At 60.8% G+C, this 22,668-nt stretch carries 23 protein-coding genes; 13 read left to right on the top strand and 10 right to left on the bottom strand.

The genetic code is table 11. The annotated features are described in order from the left end of the window. The first annotated feature begins 144 nt into the window (after positions 1 to 144). The 3 genes from FSO04_RS00565 (at position 145) to FSO04_RS00555 (ending at position 4,374) form a co-directional block, all read left to right on the top strand. Complete coding sequence (locus tag FSO04_RS00565) at positions 145 to 1,296, top strand: FAD-dependent monooxygenase (RefSeq protein ID WP_154557882.1); 1,152 nt, start codon at positions 145 to 147, stop codon at positions 1,294 to 1,296. A gap of 107 nt (positions 1,297 to 1,403) precedes the next feature. Then, entirely contained in the window at positions 1,404 to 1,919 is a 516-nt protein-coding gene (locus tag FSO04_RS00560) for a (2Fe-2S)-binding protein (RefSeq protein ID WP_154557881.1), read from the top strand. Further along, on the top strand, positions 1,903 to 4,374 hold the full coding sequence (locus FSO04_RS00555; protein WP_154557880.1) for a c-type cytochrome: 2,472 nt from the start codon (positions 1,903 to 1,905) through the stop codon (positions 4,372 to 4,374). Before FSO04_RS00560 ends, FSO04_RS00555 begins: the two co-directional genes overlap by 17 nt. A gap of 20 nt (positions 4,375 to 4,394) precedes the next feature. On the opposite strand, the gene FSO04_RS00550 is transcribed toward FSO04_RS00555, so the two are convergent. The 5 genes from FSO04_RS00550 to FSO04_RS00530 all read right to left on the bottom strand — a co-directional run bounded on the left by FSO04_RS00550 (position 4,395) and on the right by FSO04_RS00530 (position 9,385). Continuing rightward, positions 4,395 to 5,312 (bottom strand): LysR family transcriptional regulator, encoded by a 918-nt coding sequence (locus tag FSO04_RS00550; RefSeq protein ID WP_154557879.1) that lies wholly within the window; start codon positions 5,310 to 5,312, stop codon positions 4,395 to 4,397. A gap of 153 nt (positions 5,313 to 5,465) precedes the next feature. Next, positions 5,466 to 6,182 (bottom strand): ethyl tert-butyl ether degradation protein EthD, encoded by a 717-nt coding sequence (locus FSO04_RS00545; RefSeq protein ID WP_168435529.1) that lies wholly within the window; start codon positions 6,180 to 6,182, stop codon positions 5,466 to 5,468. 2 nt (positions 6,183 to 6,184) lie between these two features. Continuing rightward, positions 6,185 to 6,721, bottom strand: a complete 537-nt coding sequence (gene hpaC, locus FSO04_RS00540) for a 4-hydroxyphenylacetate 3-monooxygenase, reductase component (protein ID WP_154557878.1) — start codon at positions 6,719 to 6,721, stop codon at positions 6,185 to 6,187. 35 nt (positions 6,722 to 6,756) lie between these two features. Next, positions 6,757 to 7,974, bottom strand: a complete 1,218-nt coding sequence (locus FSO04_RS00535; RefSeq protein WP_154557877.1) for an acyl-CoA dehydrogenase family protein — start codon at positions 7,972 to 7,974, stop codon at positions 6,757 to 6,759. A 73-nt stretch (positions 7,975 to 8,047) separates the two neighbouring features. After that, positions 8,048 to 9,385: an MFS transporter gene (locus FSO04_RS00530; protein ID WP_154557876.1), complete on the bottom strand. Its 1,338-nt coding sequence runs from the start codon at positions 9,383 to 9,385 to the stop codon at positions 8,048 to 8,050. Between the two features lie 368 nt (positions 9,386 to 9,753). On the opposite strand from FSO04_RS00530, the gene FSO04_RS00525 reads away from it, so the two are divergent. Further along, positions 9,754 to 9,960 carry a hypothetical protein gene (locus FSO04_RS00525; RefSeq protein ID WP_408382048.1) on the top strand — a complete coding sequence of 69 codons (207 nt, stop codon included), beginning with the start codon at positions 9,754 to 9,756 and terminating at the stop codon, positions 9,958 to 9,960. Positions 9,961 to 10,021: 61 nt separating this feature from the next. Here the strand turns inward: FSO04_RS00525 and FSO04_RS00520 are convergent, their stop codons facing one another. Both FSO04_RS00520 and FSO04_RS00515 read right to left on the bottom strand, forming a co-directional pair. Beyond that, a complete protein-coding gene (locus tag FSO04_RS00520) occupies positions 10,022 to 10,180 on the bottom strand; it encodes a hypothetical protein (RefSeq protein ID WP_154557875.1) in 159 nt (52 codons plus the stop codon). A 40-nt stretch (positions 10,181 to 10,220) separates the two neighbouring features. Then, positions 10,221 to 10,427 (bottom strand): hypothetical protein, encoded by a 207-nt coding sequence (locus tag FSO04_RS00515; RefSeq protein ID WP_154557874.1) that lies wholly within the window; start codon positions 10,425 to 10,427, stop codon positions 10,221 to 10,223. 407 nt (positions 10,428 to 10,834) lie between these two features. Between FSO04_RS00515 and FSO04_RS00510 the strand changes: the two genes are divergently transcribed. The 7 genes from FSO04_RS00510 (at position 10,835) to FSO04_RS00480 (ending at position 18,855) form a co-directional block, all read left to right on the top strand. Beyond that, complete coding sequence (locus tag FSO04_RS00510) at positions 10,835 to 12,085, top strand: metal-dependent hydrolase family protein (RefSeq protein WP_154557873.1); 1,251 nt, start codon at positions 10,835 to 10,837, stop codon at positions 12,083 to 12,085. Between the two features lie 51 nt (positions 12,086 to 12,136). Beyond that, positions 12,137 to 13,510: an MFS transporter gene (locus tag FSO04_RS00505; RefSeq protein WP_154557872.1), complete on the top strand. Its 1,374-nt coding sequence runs from the start codon at positions 12,137 to 12,139 to the stop codon at positions 13,508 to 13,510. Between the two features lie 144 nt (positions 13,511 to 13,654). After that, positions 13,655 to 14,389, top strand: coding sequence for a FadR/GntR family transcriptional regulator (locus FSO04_RS00500; protein ID WP_154557871.1), 735 nt, complete (start codon positions 13,655 to 13,657; stop codon positions 14,387 to 14,389). Between the two features lie 445 nt (positions 14,390 to 14,834). Next, complete coding sequence (locus tag FSO04_RS00495; protein ID WP_154557870.1) at positions 14,835 to 15,923, top strand: sugar ABC transporter substrate-binding protein; 1,089 nt, start codon at positions 14,835 to 14,837, stop codon at positions 15,921 to 15,923. An 8-nt stretch (positions 15,924 to 15,931) separates the two neighbouring features. Next, positions 15,932 to 16,921 carry an ABC transporter permease gene (locus tag FSO04_RS00490; RefSeq protein ID WP_233464705.1) on the top strand — a complete coding sequence of 330 codons (990 nt, stop codon included), beginning with the start codon at positions 15,932 to 15,934 and terminating at the stop codon, positions 16,919 to 16,921. Beyond that, positions 16,921 to 17,691 carry an ATP-binding cassette domain-containing protein gene (locus FSO04_RS00485; protein ID WP_154557869.1) on the top strand — a complete coding sequence of 257 codons (771 nt, stop codon included), beginning with the start codon at positions 16,921 to 16,923 and terminating at the stop codon, positions 17,689 to 17,691. The genes FSO04_RS00490 and FSO04_RS00485 overlap by 1 nt, the downstream gene beginning before the upstream one ends. A 219-nt stretch (positions 17,692 to 17,910) precedes the next feature. After that, on the top strand, positions 17,911 to 18,855 hold the full coding sequence (locus FSO04_RS00480; RefSeq protein ID WP_154557868.1) for a cupin domain-containing protein: 945 nt from the start codon (positions 17,911 to 17,913) through the stop codon (positions 18,853 to 18,855). Here FSO04_RS00480 and FSO04_RS00475 read toward each other — a convergent pair. After that, on the bottom strand, positions 18,852 to 19,805 hold the full coding sequence (locus FSO04_RS00475) for a LysR family transcriptional regulator (protein ID WP_154557867.1): 954 nt from the start codon (positions 19,803 to 19,805) through the stop codon (positions 18,852 to 18,854). The genes FSO04_RS00480 and FSO04_RS00475 overlap by 4 nt on opposite strands. Positions 19,806 to 20,134: 329 nt before the next feature. Between FSO04_RS00475 and FSO04_RS00470 the strand changes: the two genes are divergently transcribed. Then, entirely contained in the window at positions 20,135 to 20,452 is a 318-nt protein-coding gene (locus tag FSO04_RS00470; protein WP_154557866.1) for a DUF4148 domain-containing protein, read from the top strand. A 359-nt stretch (positions 20,453 to 20,811) separates the two neighbouring features. Next, complete coding sequence (locus FSO04_RS00465; RefSeq protein ID WP_154557865.1) at positions 20,812 to 21,933, top strand: YncE family protein; 1,122 nt, start codon at positions 20,812 to 20,814, stop codon at positions 21,931 to 21,933. A 49-nt stretch (positions 21,934 to 21,982) separates the two neighbouring features. Here the strand turns inward: FSO04_RS00465 and FSO04_RS00460 are convergent, their stop codons facing one another. Both FSO04_RS00460 and FSO04_RS00455 read right to left on the bottom strand, forming a co-directional pair. Next, entirely contained in the window at positions 21,983 to 22,240 is a 258-nt protein-coding gene (locus FSO04_RS00460) for a hypothetical protein (RefSeq protein WP_154557864.1), read from the bottom strand. Continuing rightward, the gene (locus FSO04_RS00455) at positions 22,237 to 22,653 is read right to left on the bottom strand and encodes a VOC family protein (protein ID WP_154557863.1); all 417 of its coding nucleotides are present in this window, start codon (positions 22,651 to 22,653) and stop codon (positions 22,237 to 22,239) included. Before FSO04_RS00455 ends, FSO04_RS00460 begins: the two co-directional genes overlap by 4 nt. Positions 22,654 to 22,668 lie beyond the last annotated feature (15 nt).

The raw sequence follows: 22,668 nt of genomic DNA, 5'->3' as shown, positions 1-22,668 counted from the left end.
CGTATATAGGCGACAAATTCGGCGATCAAGTGCACGAAAAATTTTTGTTGTCGAAAGAATTTCTAATGTGTACGCTACATTTAATCGAACTCAACCGGACCGTCGAAGCATGTCGCTGGGCGGGCGCACGAACAGGAGAACATCATGAGAAAAACCCGTATCGCCGTTATCGGCGCAGGCCTCGGTGGCACGGCGGCTGCCGCGTTGTTGCAACGCAGCGGTTATGACGTCAGGCTCTACGAGCAGGCTCAGGCGTTTTCACGTCTGGGTGCGGGTATTCACCTGGGGCCGAATGTGATGAAGATCATGCGTCGCATCGGCTGCGAAGACGCTCTGAACCTGATGGGCTCGCATCCCGACTTCTGGTACAGCCGTGACTGGAAAACAGCCGAAGCGATTTCGCAGATTCCGCTCGGCGATCACGCGCTCAAGTCCTACGGCGCGAGCTATCTGACGGTCCATCGTGGCGACTTTCATGCGCTGATGACTGAGGCGGTCGCGCCCGGCACGATCGTCTTCGGCAAATGCCTGAAGGCTGTCGAGGACACCGGTAGCGACGTGCGCATGACCTTCGCGGACGGTTCGGTCGAGACGGCCGACATCGTGATCGGCGCGGACGGCGTCAACTCGAAGATTCGCGATCATCTGCTGGGCTCGGAGCCGCCGCGTTATACGGGCTATGTTGCGCATCGCGCGGTCTTCCCCGCGTCGCTGCTCGGCCACAAGCCGTATGACATGTGCGTGAAGTGGTGGTCGGAAGACCGTCACATGATGGTCTACTACGTGACCGAGGCGCGCGACGAGTACTACTACGTCACGGGCGTGCCGCAGGCCGAGTGGCCCGCGGGGGTGTCGGTGATGGAAAGCAGCCGTGAAGAAATGCGCGAGGCGTTCGCAGGTTTTCATCCGGACGTGCAGAATCTGATCGACGTGTCGCCGTCCATTACGAAATGGCCGTTGCTCGAACGCGATCCGCTGCCGTTGTGGAGCCGTGGCCGTCTGGTGCTGCTCGGCGACGCATGTCATCCGATGAAGCCGCACATGGCGCAGGGCGCGGCGATGGCGATCGAAGACGCAGCCATGTTGACGCGCTGCCTCGACGAAGTGGGCGCAACCGATTACGCGGGTGCCTTCGCGCTGTACGAAGCGAATCGTGCGACGCGCGCCTCCAAGGTCCAACTGGTCTCCCACAACAACACGTGGCTGCGTACGAATGAAGACCCGTCGTGGGTCTTTGGCTACGACGTGTTCAACGTACCGCTCGTGTCGCCGGCCGCCGAGGTTGCTTCGGCCTGAGTGTGAGTGGCAAGCATGCAATCCGGAAGCACGCGGCGCCGGCGCCATAGCACGCCGCGTGCTTCCGCTGTAACGTCGTCCCTTTTCATTTGTGAACAGGCTCAGATATGGCGCATTCGAGTCCGCCCGCCGGTCCGCTGACGCTCACCGTCAACGGCGTTCGCCGCACCGTTCAAGGCGCCACGCCGGATACGCCGCTGCTGTATATCCTGCGCAACGACTTCGAACTGAACGGGCCGAAGTACGGATGCGGCCTCGGGCAGTGTGGCGCGTGCACGGTGATCGTCGACGATCAGCCGACGCGTTCGTGCGTCGTGCCCGCGAGCATTGCGATCGGGCGCGAAGTCACGACGCTGGAAGGACTAGGGACGGTCGACGCGCTGCACCCGGTGCAGCGCGCATTCATCGACGAACAGGCGGCGCAGTGCGGTTACTGCCTGAACGGCATGATCATGAGCGCGAAGGCGTTGCTCGACCGTAACCCGGAGCCTGACGACGACGCGATCCGCGACGCGCTGCGCTTCAATCTGTGCCGATGCGGCACGCACTTCGAGATCGTCAACGCGGTGCGTCGCGCTGCGCAATATCTGCGGCATGAAGGTGCGCATGAATCAGGACGGTGACGACATCGTAGCGGTGCGTGAGGATGAACGTGGGCTTGAGTCTGTGCGTGCGCAGTCTGTCGAGAACGAAAAGTCCGGCGCGGCGCTGTACCGGTCGGAACGGTATCAATGGCCCGTACCAACGCAAACGGGCGACGCAGCCGCAATGGCCTATGCGGACCTGATGGTCGAAACCGGCCACAAGCACGACGGCACGATGACAACGTGGCAATACCGTGCGCGGCTGGAACACAAAGAGGCTTCAGCGTGCGATGACGACGTCGAGTCTGATGCGCCTTTGCTGGTGTACCGGCACGCTCAGACGTCTGTGGCGGTCGAAGCTTCTGCGGCCCGGACAATTCCTGTTCAGGCGCATGCGTTTGCCCGCGAATCGTTCATCGACGAACTCGCCCATGCGTTGCAACGCGATCCCGTCGCGTTGCGCCTGCAGCACCTCGACGCGCAGCGTGACGGCGGCGCGCGCGAAACGATCCGCATGGTGACCGAGCGTGCCGCGTGGGGCGGGGCGCTTGCGGCTCAGGTTGAGCCGGCGTCGCCCTGGGTGCGCGGACGCGGCTTCGCGTTCGACGGCGAAGCGCTTGAACACAGCGCGCCGCTATCGTCGGATGAGAAAAGCAGTTTGCCTGTGCGCGTCACGGCGGGAACGCCGAATCCGAGTGCCGATAGCTGGACGGCGTGGGTCGTGGATGTCGACGTGAATCGTGAAACTGGTGATGTCGCGATCAGACGCGTGGTTGCGGGCCGTGGTTCGGGCGAACCGGGTGCCGCGCGCGTCTCGGGCTTGCCGTCATGGCAGGTGACCGATGCGATCGAGCGCTCCACCGGCGTGCGCTTTCTTGCCCGGTCGGCCCACGATGAAACCGGCTCTGCGAACGGCGATGCTGCGGTGTCGCATGAACTGAGCGTAACGGGGAGGGCGCTGAACGAGTCGACTGCCGGGACGGCGCGTACCTTGACGAGCGCGGAGGCCGACACGATAGAGCGTGCCGCCGCGCCCGCCGCGGCCGCGATTGCGAACGCCTTGTTCGACGCAACCGGCGTGCGTTTCCGTGCACCCCCGTTCGACGCGGAGCGCATTCGCCGCGCGTTGGCTGACGCACCTTCCGCTACGTTGGTCGTGGCGCCTGCGCAAATGCGTCGTCCGTCGCGTTGGCGGCGCTGGTTGGCCGGGGGCGGCGTCGGCGGCGTGATGGGCGGTTTGATCGGCCTCGCGTGCTCGGTCCTGCCGGGGCCGGCGCCGATCGCGCCGATTGCCTCAGTCGACACTTCGCTGTGGTCGCCGGCCACGCTCGAACGCGGTCGTCAGATCGCCGCCGCGGGAGATTGCGCGGTCTGCCACACCGCGCCGGGCGGCAAGACCAATGCCGGCGGTTTCGCGCTCGACACGCCGTTCGGCACCGTCTACTCGACCAATCTCACGCCCGATGCGCAGACTGGCATCGGAACCTGGTCGTACGAAGCGTTCGCGCGGGCGATGCGCGAAGGTGTTTCGCGCGACGGCTCGCATCTTTACCCGGCGTTTCCGTACATCGCGTTCGCCAGGATGAGCGAGTCCGACATGATGGCGCTCTACGCGTATCTGATGTCGCAAGCGCCGGTCAAAAACGCGCCACCGAAAACGAACTTGCCATTCCCGCTCAATCAAAGACGGCTGGTGGCCGGCTGGAATTGGCTGTTTCATGACACGCGTGCGTTCGTCCCTGACGAGACGCGCTCGGCGCAATGGAATCGCGGCAAGTATCTGGTCGACGGCGCGGGGCATTGCGGCGCGTGTCATACACCGCGCAATGCGATCGGCGCGGAGAAGGGCGGTTTTGCGTATCTGTCGGGCGGGAGTGCGGAAGGCTGGGACGCGCCGTCGCTGGTGGCTTCGCGTGCGTCGCCGGTGCCGTGGTCCGAGGCTGCGCTATTCGACTATTTGCGCACGGGCTTTTCTGCAGAACACGGTGTGGCGGCGGGACCGATGGCACCTGTCGTCGCCGGGCTCGCTACGCTGCCGGAATCCGACGTGCGCGCAATGGCTCACTACGTCGCGTCGTTGTCGCCACCCGTTGACGCGGAGGTGTCCGCCCGTGCCGCGGCCGCGCATGCGATTGCTACGGACGCGGGTTCGACGACGACACTTGGCTTCGAAAACGGCCGTCGCATTTTCGAAGCATCGTGCGCGGTGTGTCATGCGGAATCGGGCGGCGTCGGCCATTTCGGCGTGCGTCCGTTGATGGGGCTGAACACGAGCGTTGCACAGGCTTCACCGGACAATCTTCTGCATGTGTTGCAACACGGGATCGATCAGCCCGCAACGGAATCGCTGGGCTACATGCCCGGATTCGGAGATGTATTCGACGACAAGCAGATGGCCGAACTCGCGTCGTATATCCGCGCGCGCTACGCGCCAGGGCAGCCGGCCTGGCGTGATCTCGAATCGGCGTCGGCAAGATTGCGCGCGGGACACTAGCGCCGTCCGGGCAAATCCGGTCAACCGGCCTGATGAAACATATCGTAAATGGAGTCGACCAGCCAGGCGATTCCCGGGTCCGCCGAGAACTGGGCGTGACAATGGACCTGAATTTCAATGGGTGGCAACGAGAAAGGCAACGGGAGGATGCGGAAGGACTTGTTGCGGTTAAAGCGCTGCGCGATGCTTCTGGGGAAAATGACGGCGAGATCCGTGTTCTGAACGATCTCGGGCGCAACGACAAAATGAGGCAGACGCAGCACGATATCCCGGCGCAGGTTCAATTCCTCCAGCCATTGCTCGACCATCCGGTGTCCGGTTGCGTTTGTACTCGCATAGACGTAGCGCAAGCCTGCGAGGTCTTCCTTGGTTGGTTTCAGTTTGCGCAAGGGGTGCCCCGCTCGCACAACGCAAACGTGTTCGTCGAAGAATAGCGTCCTGCTCACGCAACCTGAATCCAGACCCGGAACGTAACCGAGCGCGAGATCGATTTCACCGCTGCGCATCGCGGCACTCACTGAGTCGACGGAGACATTGGCGATCTCGATCCGGATGCCGCGTGCAGTACGGTCGAGCATCGAGAGCAGCGGCGGCAGGAAAAAGTACTCCGACATATCCGACATCGACACGCGGAATACGCGCGTCGTCGTAGCGGGGTCGAATTTCGCGAGCTGCTGCACTGCCCCGTTGATGATTTCGAACGCCTGCGTGAGCGGTGCGTGCAAACGCAGTGCCGCATCCGTGGGCACCATGCCGCTGGGTGTGCGAACGAAGAGCGGATCGTCGAATAACCCACGCAGCCGACGGAGCGCGTGGCTAACGGCAGGTTGCGTGAGCCCGAGGCGTTCGCCCGCGGCGGTCAGGCTGCGTAGATCCGAAATGGCCAGAAACACGCGTAGCAGATTCAAATCCGTAATGCCAGAGTGCGACTTTGTCATGACGTTCGGATCGCGGCAGTGAAGGAGTCTGACGATCGCGTTGCGTCAGACTCTGGCTGTTAAAACGGACGCGCAACTTTCGATGCGACAGTATCCGGTTCGCAGAGCGGGACGTGACAGCGGCCGATCGGTTGGGGCCATCCGCGTCCGGCCTTACCTCCGCTGCAGGTTACCGTAAATGCTGTGCATAGGGAAATGCGAGGCCGGTCCGCTGTATGGCGGGAATGCGTCGAAATCCTGCTTCATTTGCGCACGTACCGGCGAGGCCAGCGCTGCGGCCAGCGCCGCGGAATCGTCGAAGACCACTTTGTTCCGCTGCATGGCGGTTGCTTGCGGAATATCTAAACCGGTCCGATAGTCGACCCGCGTATAGATTTCCAGCTCACGAATGTGGGGCAGCTGTGCCATGAGCGGGGGATGATGCTTCAGATAGTGCGTCAACCACGCATTGAAATTCTGGGCTTCTCCTTCATAGCCGACGAGATACGTGCATTTCTCAGACGGATCGTCAATGTCGGGGGCATTCGGCGTAGCAAATTTTCTCACCGCCATGAGTTGCTGCGCGAATGCAAGGCGGTCCTGGACGGCGTCGATCGCTTGCTCCACGATCGTATGTGTGGCACCGCCGCGTTGAAGCGCCGCTTCGGCAGGATTGAGATCGTCGAAATACCACTGCAGCACCCAGCGTGGCTTCAAAGCATGTTCGTTTGAATGAGGGTCGCCATTCGCCGACTCGACAGAGCGATGGATTACGAAGCGCCGCAGTCCTTCTACGTTCTGGGACACCGCCTGAATGAGCGATATATCGATGTCGCGCGGCTCCCGATGCATGTCATTGCGGTAGCCGATAAGAAACAGACAGACTTCCACGTTCACCTCGGAGCACTTGCTACGACGGATTGCGCCGTTGCTTCTGGCCGCACAAGGCGGTGGAACTGCCGACCAAAATAGATCAGTCCGTCGCCCTCCGATCTGGTCGAGATATGCCCGATTTCTACAAACATGACCGAATGCGATCCAACACTCTTGAGGTCGACTATCTCGCCTTCGAGACTTGCAATCGCATGCGAGAGGACCGGGGCCGACTGATGCCCGATCGTCCATGCATGACGTGCAAACCGCTCGTCCATCGAACAGGCTGTCATGCCCGCGAAATCACGCGCGACGTCCTGACATTCCGCAGCCAGCACATTGATGCACACGTTCCGGTTGTGATGCAGAACATCGTGTACGTAACTGGCCTGGTTGATACAAACGAGCATTGTCGGCGGCTCATCCGTCACGGAACAGACTGCGCTTGCGGTAATCCCGCAACGTCCGCTCGGGCCATCCGTGGTGATGATGTTGACGGCCGCGGGCAGGCACGCCATCGCATCGCGGAAACGCCGTTTGGTGTCGTCGATCGTCATGATTGTCCTGTCGCTTTCATGTGGCATGGCCCTCATCAGGGATACGGCGTTACCGGCGCGATGCCGGCAAACAGTGCGCCCGATGCGTCGTAGGTGCCTTCTCCAAGGAACGCGTGCTGCGTCACGACAATCGAGTCGCGCACCAATCGCTGCAGCCGATTCTCGCGGTAGATCGCGGCGATGCCTGCCAACTGATACGCCTGCATCACGACCTCGGCGCACACTTGTGCGGCGTGAGTCGCGCTGAGGCGCATCAGATTGGCTTGATGCTGTGTCGCAGGATCGCCGGCGATGATGGTTTGCCATGCCGACTCGGCGGACTCGTAGAAGAACGCACGAGCACTGCGCCAGTTGGCCTCCGCTTTCGCAAGACCGGAGCGGTAGTAACCGCGATCTGCAAGACGCGGGGCGCCGGTTGTGGTTTTAGTCGATCCGGACATGTCGGTCAGCAGATCGAGCGCTGCACGCGCGAGGCCGACGTTGACGGCCGCGTGCACTTGCGCCTGGTACGCAACGGCAGGATAGCGATAGAGCGGCTCGTCGATCAGCGCCTGGCCGCCGCGAACGAATGTCCATTGTGCGTCGACGAATTTGTCGCGAAGCCGCAGATCATGGCTGCCGGTGCCCTGCATACCGACGACGTTCCAGTTCTCGACGATTTCGACCTCGTGCGCCGGGAATACGGCGGTGAACGGTTTTCCTGCGCCAGTGTCGCCCGAATTGGCGGGCGTGCCGCCGATCCCTACGCCGATCCAGTCCGCGCCCTTGCAGCCGCTTGCAAATCGCCATTGTCCGCTGACCATGAAGCCACCCGGCACTTTGGCGGCTGGCTGCAATGGATAGAGTCCGCCGGCAAAAACCTGGTCGGGTCCTTTTGCATAAATGTGCTGTTGCGTTTCGATTGGGAGCGACGCGAGATAGGTATTCGCCGACCCAAACGCGGCGACCCAGGCGGTCGACCCGTCGGCGATCGCGATGCGCTCGAGTATGCGCAGAAATCGCGGCGGCGGCAGCGCGTCTCCACCGAAGCGGCGCGGCGTGCTTGCGCGAAAGATGCCCGCGCGTTTCATCTTCGCGATCACGTCGCGCGGAACATGCGACAACTGATCGAACTCGTCTCTTCGACGCTCTATTTCCTCGATCAGAACATCGAGGGTAAGAGGACCCGCGTACTCCGGATACAGGTCGGCTTGATCGATGACGCGAGGTTCATAGGCGTGCGTCGGAAGGCTGGCACTTTGAAGGCTTTGCATGATGGCAGGGTGTAGGAATTGAATAATCGATCCGTCTGGTGCGGCGGCGACTCAGCGCCTCCGCTTGACGATGTTAGGCGCTTTCTTTCGCCTGAAGTCTCAAAGCCTTCGGGAAAGTCTCGGGCGCAAGACAGGTCGCGAGCACGGTGATCAGTCCGAGAACAACGAGGTAAATGACGACTGGCGTGGCGCTACGGTAGTGAGCGAGCAGCGCGGTCGCGATCATCGGCGACAGACCGCCGCCGAGTACCGACGACATCTCGCGGCCAATGCCAAGACCCGAGAAACGTAGATGAACAGGCAACAATTCGCTGATGAAAGCAGGCTGAGCGCCTTCGAGGATACCCAGTGTCATGCTGTTGGCGAGGACGAGCGCCAGGATGACTTTCCACAGCACGCCCGAGCCGAGCAACACGAAGTAAGGGTAGGCGACCAGCACCATAGCGATTGCTCCGGCGAGATACACCGGCTTGCGGCCGATTTTGTCCGTCACGTGACCCATTACGAGCGAAACGGGGATCATCAACAGCATCGACACCGTCAATCCACCCAGAATCCAGCTCGATGGCAGGCCGACAAACCGGCCGTAGGCAATCGAAAAAGCGAAGAAGATGTACGACGCAGCGCCTTCGCCAAAGCGCAGGCCGAAAACGGTCAGCACCTGACGTGGACATTGGCGAAGCACTTCGATAATCGGCATGCGGCTGCCACGGTGCGTGGCCTTGACCTCGGCGAACTCGGCACTTTCGTCCACGGAGCGGCGCATCCACAGTCCGAGCGCGACTAACACGGCGCTGCACAGGAACGGCACGCGCCAGCCCCAACTCAGAAAGTCGGAAGACGACAGCGTCTGGACGAGCAGGAACGCAACGGTGGAGAGAACGAAGCCGAATGCTGCGCCGCAGGGACTCCATGCAGCGAGTGCACCGCGTTTCGATGCAGGCGCGTTTTCATGGATGAGCAGAATACTGCCGCTCCATTCCCCACCCGCAGCCAGACCCTGCACGATGCGCAGCAGGACCAGAAAAATGGGGGCCGCGATGCCGATTTGCTGATAAGTCGGCAAGAGACCCATGCAGACGGTCGCGCTGCCCATCATCAACAGCGTGAGCATCATGACCGTCTTGCGGCCGTACCGGTCCCCGATATGGCCGCAGAGCACGCCGCCAATCGGGCGGGCGATGAAGCCAACCGTAAAGCCGCCGAACGCCGCAATCGTCCCAGTCAGTGGATCGGTGCCGATGGGGAAGAACAGGTGGCCGAACACCAGCGCGGCGGCGGTTCCATAGAGAAAAAAGTCGTACCACTCGAGAATCTGGCCGAGCACTGCAGTCGTCACCGCGCGGCGAACCTTGCTGGTCGGACGCAGGTCGGATAGGGGAGCAAGCGTAGCTGTTGCGTCAGGATTCATGGCATTTCGCAGATCACAGTGTTGGAGATCCCGCCTCTCGACAACACAGATCGGCAGGTACGACGATGCGAACGGGGCAGGCATGTCCGCACAATATGGCCGAGGCAAAAGGCGGTCAAATTCAGGACAAAAATGAACGACATGAATGGCGTGCATGACGACGCATGCAGACAGATGAAGTCATCCGAAGCGCGGCACGCCACTTGGACCGATCGCGCTCAGGCATCTGATCGGCGTCTCAGTGCGGCAGCAGTTCGCGAGACCTACGCTTGCACGGCTACTCGACGTCGAGGAGAGCAGGCCGCAACTGCGCGTGGCGCTGGCCAGCACCGGATCGGTGCGCAGCGTGTTATTGGAAGTCCTCGCGCGTGACGGTTTGCCACCGCAAGAGGACGTGGCCGTCGCGGCGCACGCTCTATGACGAGATGGTTGCAGCAGACGTCGTGATGAAAACCGGCGTGTTCAAGCATGAACGCGGCTCGCGATTCTTCTGTGAAGTACCGGGCGGCGTCCTCGTCGAATTCAATACCCGTTCGGATGCCGACGAGAAGTATCGAGGCACCTTCGACCTCTAATATTCTGGGATTCCGGGCAACGGGTGTGCGTACATCTTTCGTTAGCGACGTGCGCTTGCCATCAGCGCCTGTGGCGCATCACTTCCCAGCAATCGCGATGGTCCATCCGGCTGAGTTTCCGCCGCCGCGTCATTTCGCGCCAATAGTGAACGGCGACCAGCAGCACGGCGGCGCTCAACCCACACAGCCCCACGACGATTCCTGTCCACGATTCGGCCACGGAACACTCCTTGACTGTGAAACTGATCAAGCGATACGTGTCATTCGTCGTTCAGGATACGAGCGGCAGCCTTCAGGAACATCTGTCCGTCGTGGGTAATGAGCGGGCGCTGTTGCCCGGAAGGGAGGTTCTCCAGCGTGACGAGCTGACGGTCTAGAAGCGCTTCCAGATCGGCACCGTCCAGATTCAGCCAATCCGGCGCATCCTTGAGTAGCATGAGGGTCGCGAATTCATGCGGACTGAGCATCGCCGTCTCCTGGCTAAACCTGCTTTGCTGGGAACGTGATCCGTTGGCCTCGCTACGCGAGCAGGATCAATTCGGGGATGGCTGCTGCAGGCTGTCACCTCACGTTCAGGTGGCATGTCGCGCGCCATGGCACTCATCTTAATGCTGAGTTGTCCAATAGATCAATATGTGGGAAAAAACTTTTTCAGCATTTTTACGGCACCTTCGTGAATCCGTCGCGGCGCAGCACGACCCGTTGACCGGCAATCGCGTGCCGCTTCGCACAACGTGTTCGTCAGCGCACAGACGTGATGCGTGTCACACTGATCCCGGTGACTATTCTGGCAGCGCTTCCATACGCCCGTCTGCATACTCGAGGTGAGTTCCGGATGCCGGGCGCTGCGATTGAAACCTGAAGGAGACAACCGTTGACCACCTTCCTCCTACGTAACGGCGCACTTCTCGACCCTACCCATCCTGATCTGCTAGAAGGCTTCGAAGTCCTCATCGAGGACGGTTTCATCCGCGAGGTTTCCGACAAGCCGATAAAAAGCGGCAGCGCGCACGTAATTGATGTGAAAGGCAAAACGATCATGCCGGGGTTGATCGATCTGCATGTGCACGTCGTTGCGATCGAGTTCAACCTGCCGCGCGTTGCGACGCTACCCAACGTGCTGGTGACGCTGCGCGCCGTGCCGATCATGCGTGCAATGCTGCGCCGCGGCTTCACCACCGTGCGTGACGCAGGGGGTGCCGGGTATCCATTCAAGCAGGCGGTCGAGTCAGGGCTGATCGAAGGTCCGCGCCTCTTCGTATCCGGCCGCGCGTTAAGCCAGACCGGTGGTCACGCCGATCCTCGCGCCCGCTCCGACTACATGCCGCCCGATTCACCCTGCGGATGCTGCGTGCGCGTGGGGGCGCTTGGCCGCGTGGCGGACGGCGTCGATGAAGTGCGCCGGGCCGTGCGCGAGGAACTGCAGATGGGCGCCGACCAGATCAAGATCATGGCCTCGGGCGGCGTTGCTTCACCGACCGATCCGGTCGGCGCATTCGGTTACTCCGAAGATGAGATCCGCGCGATCGTAGCGGAAGCTCAGGGGCGCGGCACCTATGTGCTCGCGCATGCCTATACGGCTGCAGCGATCGCGCGCGCGGTGCGCTGTGGCGTGCGCACGATCGAGCACGGCAATCTGATTGACGATGAGACCGCCCGCCTCGTCGCGGAGCATGGCGCGTATGTCGTGCCGACCCTTGTTACTTACGATGCCCTTGCAAGCGAAGGCGAGAAATATGGTTTGCCGCCCGAAAGTATTGCCAAGGTCGCGGACGTGCACGGCGCCGGCATGCACTCGATTGAAATCATGAAGCGCGCCGGGGTGAAGATGGGCTTTGGCACCGACTTGCTCGGCGAGGCCCAACGTCTGCAAAGCGATGAATTCCGGATCCTGGCCGAGGTTCTGTCACCGGCCGAGGTGATCGCAAGCGCGACCCTCGTTGGCGCGGAAGTGCTGGGCATGCAGGACAAGCTCGGCAGAATCATGCCGGATGCCCATGCCGATGTGCTGGTGGTCGATGGCAATCCTCTGAAGTCCGTCGATTGTCTGCTGGGTCAGGGTGAGCATATTCCGCTCGTGATGAAGGATGGCCGGCTCTTCGTCAACGAACTCGAAAGAGTTTGACCGTTTGACGCTGCGTCCGCGGCGCCCCGCAGCCCCTGTCGGAGCCTGTCTATGACGATGATTTCCGCCCGCATCGAGCGCCTGCCGTTTTCAGCTTTTCACCGCCGTCTGCTATTGATGGGCGGCCTCGGCTACACCTTCGATGCGATGGACGCCGCCGTGCTCGCTTTCCTGCTGCCGGTGTTGCGCACGCAATGGGGGCTGACGAGCGTACAGACGGGCGTACTGGGAAGCGGCACGTTCATGGGCTATTTCTTCGGCGCGATGCTGGCGGGCATGCTCGGCGATATCATCGGCCGACGCAAGGTCATGATGTATGCGCTCGTGATTTACTGTGTCGCGTCGCTTGCCAGTGCATTGGCGAACGACTGGGGATTTTTTCTCGCGACGCGGATTGTCGCCGGGTTAGGAACGGGAGCGGAAAGCGCCATCGTCGCGCCGTTTCTCTCGGAGTTCGTGGCGCGGCGGTATCGCGGGAGTTTCACGGGCAGCCTCGCGGGTTTTTTCTCCTTCGGCTTCGTAGCGGCTGCATTGCTCGGCTATCTGGTGATCCCGCTCGCACCCAATGCATGGCGCGCCGTGATGGTCATTACCGCGCTGCCTATTCTGATGCTGCTGTGGTGGCGCCGCGCGTTGCCCGAGTCACCGCGCTGGCTGGAGGCGCGCGACCGGCACGCGGAGGCCGATGCGATCGTGTCGAGGATGGAGGCGGAGGTCACCCAAGCGGGCGTGCAGTTGGAGCCGCTGTCTCCGGTGCGTGACGGAACCGTTCCGCTCGCAGCCGGACGAGCCTCGATCGTCGCGAACGTCAAGGCGTTGTGGGCGACGAAACTCGCGCGCATCACAGCCATGACGTGGTTGATGTGGCTATCCATCACGTTCAGCTATTACGCTTTTTTCACGTGGATTCCCGGCTTGCTGGTTCAGAACGGAATGACGATCACGCGAAGCTTTTCGTATTCGCTCGTGATTTACATTGCACAGATCCCGGGATACTTTTCAGGTGCGTGGCTCAACGAGAAGATCGGCCGGCAGGCGACGATCGCGTCATACATGATATTGGGCGGCGTATCGGCGCTTGGGCTTGCATTGACGCGTACGGATGCCGGCATCATGGTGTCGGGCATCCTGCTGTCGTTCTTCATGAACGGCACCTATGCCGGCGTTTACGCCTATACCCCGGAGGTGTTTCCCACCGACGTGCGCGCAACGGGCACGGGGCTCGCTTCGTCAATTGGCCGGCTGGGCGCGATTGCAGCGCCTATTCTTGTCGGGTACGTCTATCCGAAGCTTGGTTTTGGCGGGGTGTTCGGTGCGACAACGCTTGTGCTGCTGACCGGTGCGATGGCCGTGGTACTCATGGGGGTGCCGACACGCGGAAGATCGCTCGAGGACATTGCAGCAGGGCAAATCGAACAGTATTAGCGCCAAATGTCGCGTGCTATGCTTGGACCGGCAAGTATCTCCGCGCTACCCACCGCTATCCGTGTCGACGACGAGGTAAGTGCCATCCAGAACGCCGCACCGGTCGGCGCAAAACCGAGCCGGACACGACTGCGATCGTTGACCATGGACTATCGTCATCTGCAGCAGCGCAAGAGCTTGCACGGCCGCATTGTGCAGGAGCTCGGCATGGATATCGTCGGCGGCAGGGTACAGCCGGGCCAGCGCTTGCCTGCTGAGGCCGACTTATGCGAGCGCTATGGCGTTAGCCGCCCCGTGCTGCGCGAGGCCACCCGTGTGCTCGTGGCGAAAGGGCTGGTCGTGTCGAAACCGCGTGTAGGCAGTGTTGTGAAGCCTCGCGCGGAGTGGCACATGCTTGACCCCGATGTCCTGTTCTGGACGATCAACAGTGTTCCGGAAGGCGAGTTCTTCAGCTCGCTCCTGACCGTGCGCCGCGTTATCGAACCCGCGGCGGCGGCACTTGCCGCCACGGCTGCAACAAGCGACGATCTTGCGCGCATTGCATCGGCTTACGACCAGATGGAGCGTGCGGAAACCGCAAGCGCGCTACTGGATCCTGACCTCGAGTTTCATCGCGCAATCATGGCGGCCACTCACAACGACCTGCTGGCCTATATCGGCAACATGCTGTCACTTGCCCTGACGGAATCGATCAAGCTGACGAGCCGTCATCCCGACACACACGCGCTTTCGTTGCCGCGGCACAAGGCGATTCTCACTGCAATCCAGAGTCGTGACCCGTTGGGCGCGCGGCATGCAAGTCTGGTCCAGCTCGACAATGCACGCGCGGACGCCGAGCGCGTTCTGGAAACCGGTAGCCAGTTTCAGACACAACCCTGATGCGAACGGGTTGGCTGAGTCGAACCCCCGGGCAGAGCGCAGCGGGCGCTTACTGTTCTTCACGTCCCTTGCTTTCCGGGCGCCAAGTCGATAGTCATACTATTAAAGCTGCATATTGTGCAGATCATTTCGACAACGCACGACCTGCGGCCAGCGATCCGGACCTGTCCCATCATCGTGTTGCGCTGCACGGTGGGACGCGAATACGGAGCGCCGCGCTGCACCGCAAAAAATTAATTAGTCGGACTAGTTAAGGGTATACATCGATTAGTAGGCAAAAGGGCGTGATATAGCATTTTCTGGAGGGTAGTCATGCGTACGCGCGTGCACGTGGGTTTCATGAAAGGAATGATTCCCGGCTCCGGTGCTGTTCTTGCCGGGGCTTTTCCTGCTTGCGCCGTCATGGACATTGAAGTGTTCAACAACTGAGAGACGGGAGACTGAGATGGCGCAAGCGAAGGAAGGTAAGGAAGAAAAGGACGAAGTGCAAGGCATGCGTCGCGGCTTGCTGCAGGGCGCGGGCCTGTCCGCAGCACTGGCGCTAATGGGTGGAATGATCACGCCGGCGCAGGCGGCGGAAGCCGGATCGTTCCCGGCGCACAAACGGTGGAAGATCGTATTCGTCAACCACGTCACAACGAATCCGTTTTTCGTTCCCACGCAATACGGCATTCAGGATGCGACCGCGTTGCTGGGCATGGACTATCAATGGACCGGGTCGGCCAATGCCGACATCGGCGAAATGGTGAATGCGGTCAACGCGGCGATTGCCGGGAAAGCTGACGCAATTGCGGTGCCGATCGTCGATCCCAAGGCGTTCGACAAGCCGATCCAGGCCGCGCTCGACGCCGGCATCCCCGTGTTCGCCTATAACGCCGATGCGCCCTCGGGTTCGACGAATCCGCGCCTTGCCTATATCGGCCAGGATCTTTATCTGTCCGGCTACCAGATGGGTGAGCGAATCGTCAGCCTGATCGACAGCGGTCTCGTCGCGCTCTTTATCGCCACGCCAGGCCAGCTCAACATTCAGCCCCGGCTTGACGGCGCAGCGGCCGCAATCAAGAAATCGGGCAAGAAGATCGACGTGCAGACCATCGCAACCGGCGCGACCGTCAACGAAGAACTCTCGAAGATCAAGTCCTTCTTTCTCGGCCACCAGGATCTCAAAGGCATGTTTGCCGTCGATGCGGGCAGCACCCAGGGCGTTGCCGAGGTGATGAAAGAATCCAACCTGCCCGCCAAAGGTGTGCACGGCGGCGGCTTTGATCTGTTGCCGCGCACGGTCGATCTGATCCACGAAGGTTTCCTGGACTTCACGATCGACCAGCAACCTTATGTACAGGGTTTTTATACGGTGCTGGAGGCCTTCATCTTTCTTTCATCCGGCGGCCTCGTTGGGCCGGCCAATATCAACACGGGTCTGAAATTCGTCACCAAGGGCACCGTCGATCCTTACCTGAACACCTCGACGCGCTATGAAGGCAAAAGCACGAAAGCCCAGATCGTGCCACGCACAGGCGCGATCAAAGGGTGACCTCTGCCGTGCCGGACGCCCCACAACCCGCTGCACGTCCGAGGCGCTGGTCAAGCGCGCTCGGGCGTTCCAGTGAGATTCGCATCCTTGCCGTCGCACTCATTCTTTGCATCTACTTCGAGACGGTCAACCACGACTTCTTGCTGACCGGCGCGAGTCTGCAGAATCTCTCGCAGTTCATCGCCCCGGTGGCGATCATTGCCTTTGGTGAAATCATGCTGATGATCGGGGGAGAGATCGATCTTTCCGCCGGGATGGTTTTTGCGTTTGCGCCTTTCATCATGCATTTTTCCCTCGAGGCCGGCCTGCCCGCATGGCTTGCGATGTTTACCGGCGTTATTGCGGCAGGCCTCGTCGGGCTCATTAACGGCGCCGTGACGGTCTACCTGCGCATCCCATCCTTTGTGACGACGCTCGGTACGTTGTTCTTCGTAAACGGCCTCACGCTGACGATCTCGCGAGGCACGCCGGTTTCGCCACCGGAGGATTCCGTATTCGCGGCGGTCATGGGAGGATGGGGATACAGCGAGATCATCTGGACGCTGGCCATTGCCGCGGTCATGCACGTGCTGCTTCGCCATACGCGCTGGGGTTTGCATACGATCGCGTCGGGAGCGAATCCGCTGGGCGCGAGCGAAGCAGGGATACAGGTCAGACGGCTGAAGCTCGGCAACTTTATTCTTGCCGCGCTACTAGCCGGCTTGACCGGGATTCTGGAGGGTTTTCGGATCACGTCGATCGATCCGCAAGCGGGCGGGAATCAGATCATGTTTCTTGCCGTTGCCGCAGCCGTGATTGGCGGCACGCCGCTCGCCGGCGGATCGGGCACGATCATCGGTGGGTTGATCGGTGCGGCGGTGCTTGGCATTCTCAACGACGGTTTCACGCTGATCGGCATCAACGCTTTCACCTTCAACATGATTCTCGGCGCGGCGATCCTCGGGGCTATGATCTTCAACATCCACGTGGTTCGTCTCGCGCGCAAAGGGGAGTTGTGATGTCCGAGGTGCTGGAGGCGCTGCGCGGCGAAGATATTGTCAAGCGCTTCGGTGCGGTTACCGCGCTCGATGGCGTGTCGCTGACGCTAAGGCAAGGCGAGATCCTTGGCGTGCTCGGCGACAATGGCGCGGGCAAATCGACGTTGATCAAGATTCTGACCGGGTTTCATCAGCAGACCAGCGGCAAGCTTTTTGTAGGTGGCGAGGAAACCATGCTTCGCTCGGTCGATCACGCCCGTTCACTCGGCATTGAATGCGTCTACCAGGATCTGGCGCTCGCCAATTCGCTGAGCATCTATCACAACATGTTCCTGAATCGGGAAATCATACGTCGAGGCCCGTTTCGCCTCTTGAACAATCGCGCCATGCGTATTCGTGCCGCGGAGTGTCTTGAGGAGATCGGCGTGCACGTGCCTTCGGTCGATCTGCCGGTCGAACAACTTTCCGGCGGGCAGCGACAGGCAATCGCAGTCGCTCGCGCGGTCAATTCAAATGCCAGGATATTGCTGCTTGACGAGCCGCTCGCCGCAATGGGTGCCCGCGAGGCCGGACTGATCATCGATCTGATCCTTCGACTCAAGAATAAAGGTGGTCTGTCCATCGTCATGATCATGCATAACTACGCTCAGACGCTCGATATCGCGGACCGCGTGATGCTGATGCAGCGCGGACGTGTCACTTACCAGCGAGAAGCAGCCAGCACGTCCGTCGAGGAACTGATGGATATCGTTCGACGCGAATATCGGGCAATGCGGGCAACGACAAACTGACACCGGACTGCTACGTGCGTGAGCATTCGAGTTGGGCGTGATCCACGCGCGCTTTCAAATGCGGCCCGGCACGGTATACCCCTTTGCGCAAAAGTGATTTCGATTTCCGGCACTTCTGAGGCCAGCGGCCCGCACCTATAGTCAGGTCAGCTTTCGGACGCTAACCCCAACTTCATGAGGGGACCCGGACGAAGCCCGCCTAACCCAAAGGAGCAGACCATGTTGACCAGGACGTCCCCGGCGCTTCTCGCCGAACCCGCTACTGCGACCCTGGACGCGCAATACTTCGAGTACACGTCGTCCGCCAATCCGATCGGCGCGAAGCTCATCTCGCGCGTGCCTTTCCGCAATTTCCCGCCTTCGTTGTACGCGGATGGCGCGACCCGGGTCGTGCCGCTCGACCTCTCCGCGGAGTTGGGTTGCCCCGGCCCCGCGACCGGTCCCGGCTTGAGCGCCAATTTCCTGCGCATCAACGCAGGCGACGCGTTGACGCTTGCCCCGAACGCGACCTCGCAGGTCTGCTACGTCATTAGTGGGACCGGCAACGTGACGCAGGCCGAAACCCGCTTCCCATTCGCGCAGGGCGATTTCTTCACGCTGCCGGGCGGCGATGCCGGGGTGCTGTCCGCCGACGCGACGGCCACGCTCTATTACGTCAACGATGCGCCGCTGCTCACGTATCTCGGCACGACCGGCGTCCGCGCGCGTTTTGCGGCGACGCTCTATCCGGCCGCCCAGGCGCAGGCGGAATTGCGCAAGGTCTCGGAAGAAGCCAATGCAGGCCGCCGCAACCGCATCAGCGTGCTGATGGGCAACGCTAACTTCCCGCAGACGCGAACGGTCACGCATGTGTTGTGGGCCATGTTCGGCATTGTGCCGCCCAACTCAATTCAGAAGCCGCACCGTCACCAGTCGATTGCACTCGACTTTATCGCCGGGGGCAAGCCAGGCGTCTATACGTTGGTCGGTACCGAACTGGATGAGAGCGGCAATATCGCGAATCCGATACGCGTCGATTGGGAAGCCGGGATGGCGTTTGTTACGCCGCCGGGATACTGGCATGCGCATTTCAATGAAACGAACGAAAACGCTTATGTGATCCCGATCCAGGATGCCGGCTTGCAGACCTGGCTGCGCACGCTCGACATCCGCTTCGCCCGTTAAGGCTTAAGCGCCAATGCGGGTCCGTCGTCCCAGTACGGCGGCTCGCCAAACATCTCGGCGTAGAAATCCACGAACGCGCGCACCTTCGACGAGACGATTTTCTTCGGCGGGTAGACCGCCCAGACCGCTGGTTCGGCCCGCCCCGTGCGCGCCTCCCATTCAGGCAGCACGTGCTGAAGGTGCCCTTCGCGCAAGGCCGTAGACGCGAGCCACGTCGGCAGAAGAGCCAGGCCGCAGCCGGCCACAGCGAGTTCCAACACGGCTTCGGAGTCGTCTGCGCGCAAGCGCCCTTGCAATTCCACCAGCACCTGTTCCGGCGACGCCTGTGCATCCGCGACGCGCGTGAAAGACCATTTGTCGTCCGGCAGCAGGGACAAGCGAAGCGTATCGTGCGCGGCCAGATCTTCAGGGATACGAGGTATCCCGCTGCGTTGGAAATATGCCGGGCTGCCGCAGACGATACGACGATGCGGCGCAATGCGTTTGGCCATTAACGAAGAGTCGGGCAACACGCCGATACGGATTGCCACGTCAATGCCGGCTTCGATCATGTTGAGCGTTTCATCGGTCGACACGATATCGAGGCCGATGTCGGGGTAGCGCGTCATGAACGCCGGCAGATGCGGCACGATATGCCGGCGCCCGAATGCCGACGGCATCGTGACGCGCAGCACGCCCTGCGGTGTGAGATTCAGCGATGACGTGACCTGGCGTGCGTCGTCGAGCGCCTGCAGGGCAATCATGGCGTGTTCGCGAAACAGTCTGCCGCCCTCTGTCAGGACTAGCCCTCGCGTCGACCGGTTGAACAGGGCAATGCCCAGATCCTTTTCGAGCTCGCTTACGTAGCGCGAGATGGTCGAGGTCTTGACTGCCATTTCATGGGCCGTCTTACTGAAGCTCTGCAGTTCTGCAGCGTTAATGAAGGCCCGTACCGCGGCAAAATAATCCATGGCTATATTTCCCGCGTGAAACAACGGAGTAGTTGTGGCAAGTGCAAAGTTCGTGCTCAAAAAATGCCAGGCGAATAACTGTCAACGATCGACGTGCCTGTATCGCCGTGAGTGTCGAAGGATAACCCCTTGATCTTCACTCTTGCAGCAAGAAACGGGGGGCTGCTGAAGCGAATATGACATCACTGTAATGTGAGCGTCAGCGTGCATCCATCTTCGCCGTACAGAATAAGGAACACTCACTCCCGCTTCCACGAGGTGGTGAGATCGGAGGCTTCAGTCATAGTGGCGTGAAGCTGACCAAACTTAAGTTCGGGAGATATTTCATCATGAAGACCCTTATCTATGCAGCGTTGATTGCCGGCGTATTCGCCGCTCCAGTTGCCTCTTTCGCGCAGGAGGCTGCGGCTCCGCTGACGCGGGCGGAAGTACGCGCGGATCTGATTCGACTAGAACAGGCCGGGTACCGGCCGGCCGCCAAAGATGTGCACTACCCAGACGATATCCAGGCAGCAGAGGCGCGTGTCCACGCGCAGAATGTTGCGGCGCAGGGGAGCACGGATGTAGGCGGAACGTCGGATGGCTCATCGCAGGCGGGTGCGCCGACGGCAACCGCAACTACTCACTCGATCTATTTCGGTCACTGAAGCTCGCGGGTCTCACAAGCCATCGTTGGTTACTTCTTTCGGCGTATTGGGTGAACGGCCGTCTGAAAACACGGATATCGGCGAGATGAGCGAACGCCACTGAATGTTTCAGATCCATTACAGGTATGGCGTTCACTGAATACAGACCATAAATAAGTTTTACTTTCCGATTTTCCGCCGCGCCGCCATTGTGTGAGCCATACAGCCGCATCGATGGGGAATAGGGCTATCTGTACAGATAGCCATTTCTTAAGATTCCTTAAGAAATGGCTCGTCGATCGAGAGCGGCGGGAAATTCAAATACTCAGGCCAATCCGTGGACCAGCGGTCAAGCCCATAAATGGAAAGGAGACGAATCGATGGAAAAGCGCCGGATGGCCTGGATATTACTCGCTGCGGCCGCATTGGCCGGCTGTGGAGGTGGAGACAACATCAGCACACCGACATCGCCAAAGCTACTGACGAACATCGCCGTGCCCAATGCTTCGAGCCCGCCATTCAGTTTCGACATCGGCTACGTCGAGGCCGGCAAGTACTTTCTCACCGACCGCAACAACAAAGCAGTCGATGTCGTAGACACCAAATCGAACACGTTGATCGCCCAGATTCCGGGTCCATTCATCGGTGCCGGCGCCACGACAAACGAGTCCGGTCCCGACGGTATTGTAGGTATCACCGGCACGAACACGATCTATGCCGGCGACGTCGACTCGGTCAAGGTGATCGATACGGCTGCGCAAAAGACGGTCAACACCATCACCATCAGTAATTCCGGACAGCGCGTCGATGAGGGTTGCTACGATCCTGACGATCATCTCGTGATGTACGCGAGCCCTGGAGACTCGCCGCCGTTCGTCACGTTCATTTCCACGCTGACACAAACGGTGCTGGTAAAGCTTCCTTTCAACGGTTCGTCGGGGCTGGAAGCATGCACATATGATCCAGCCTCGAAAAGCTTTTTGATCAACAACGACGGGACCGCTGCCAATCCCGATGGCGAACTCGATGTCATCACTGCCAGCTCCGCGGCGGCGGGAAGTCCTGCTGTCAGCAAGTCGTTTCCATTAGGGAAATGCGGACCGACGGGCATCGTGCTCGGTCCGAATAACGACGTGCTCATTGGATGCGATCCACCCGCCGGCAATCCCCTCATCACGCTGATCCTCGATCGTACAAGTGGCGCAATTCAAGCCAGCCTGCCATTTGGCGGGGTGGACCAGGTCAATTACGATCCGGCCTCCAATCGCTATTTCCTGCCGGCCCGGCACTATGTCACCAGCGGTACTGCTGCCGCCTCAGGGTTTAGCCCGCAGATGGGGGTAATCGATGGCGCGTCACGGCAGTTGCTATTTAAGATTCCCGTGGGCACAGGCGCGCATTCGGTCGCCATCGACAGTTCGCTTGGGCAAGTGTATGTGCCGTTCCAGGCCGGCGCGGCAGGATTCCCCAACGGCGGCATCTCAGTGTTCTCGACCCGCTAGACTGTCACCAACGCCCAGGCAGGCTCAGCTCGCACGATAGGGGCGTTGTTCATGCGAGCGGCGCCTCCTGGTCGCCGACAGAACGCTGTGAGCTATGACGGCTGCTGTAGCGGCCGAAGTAGGGCAGCGCAAACAGGTAGAGCCCCGAGAACAACAGAAGGGCCAGCGGCACCAGCGGCGCGTAAGTGATCCAGGGTGGCGGGACGCCGTTACCCTGGGCCATAGCGACAAAGTTGGCGATAACCGTCAGCGTGAAGGCGATGGATACCCACCGGTGAGACCGACGAATCCAGCTGCTGGTATTCATGTCGCGCTCCTCGGGGCCTGGATCATCTTCCAGCCGTTGCCGGCGGGGTCGCGGAATCCGGCATCGACGCTGCCGAAGCGGTCTACCGGCTCCTGGGTGAATTCCACGCCGCGGGCTTTCAGCTTGGCGTAGCTGGCGCGGCAGTCGGTCACAGAGAGAACCAGGGGCGGCATGGCCCCCTTGGCGACCATGGCGCGCAAGGTTTGCGCAGTGGCGTCGTCGTGGATGGGTGGCCCCGGTGTGAACAGGCCGAGCTGGAACGAGGGCTGATCCGGATGCTGGACCGTGAGCCAGCGGTAGGGACCGTTGCGCACGTCCGTGTGGACGCGGAATCCGAGCTTGTCGACGTAGAACGTGAGCGCTTCGTCCTGGTTATCGACGTACAAGCCCACAACATTTACACCTTGGTTCATGGCACCTCCCTGGTT

It is taken from the genome of Paraburkholderia madseniana, assembly GCF_009690905.1.
Lineage (GTDB): Bacteria > Pseudomonadota > Gammaproteobacteria > Burkholderiales > Burkholderiaceae > Paraburkholderia > Paraburkholderia madseniana.
Note: the sequence above shows the minus strand (reverse complement) of the source record. Positions and strands in the feature narration are given on the sequence as shown.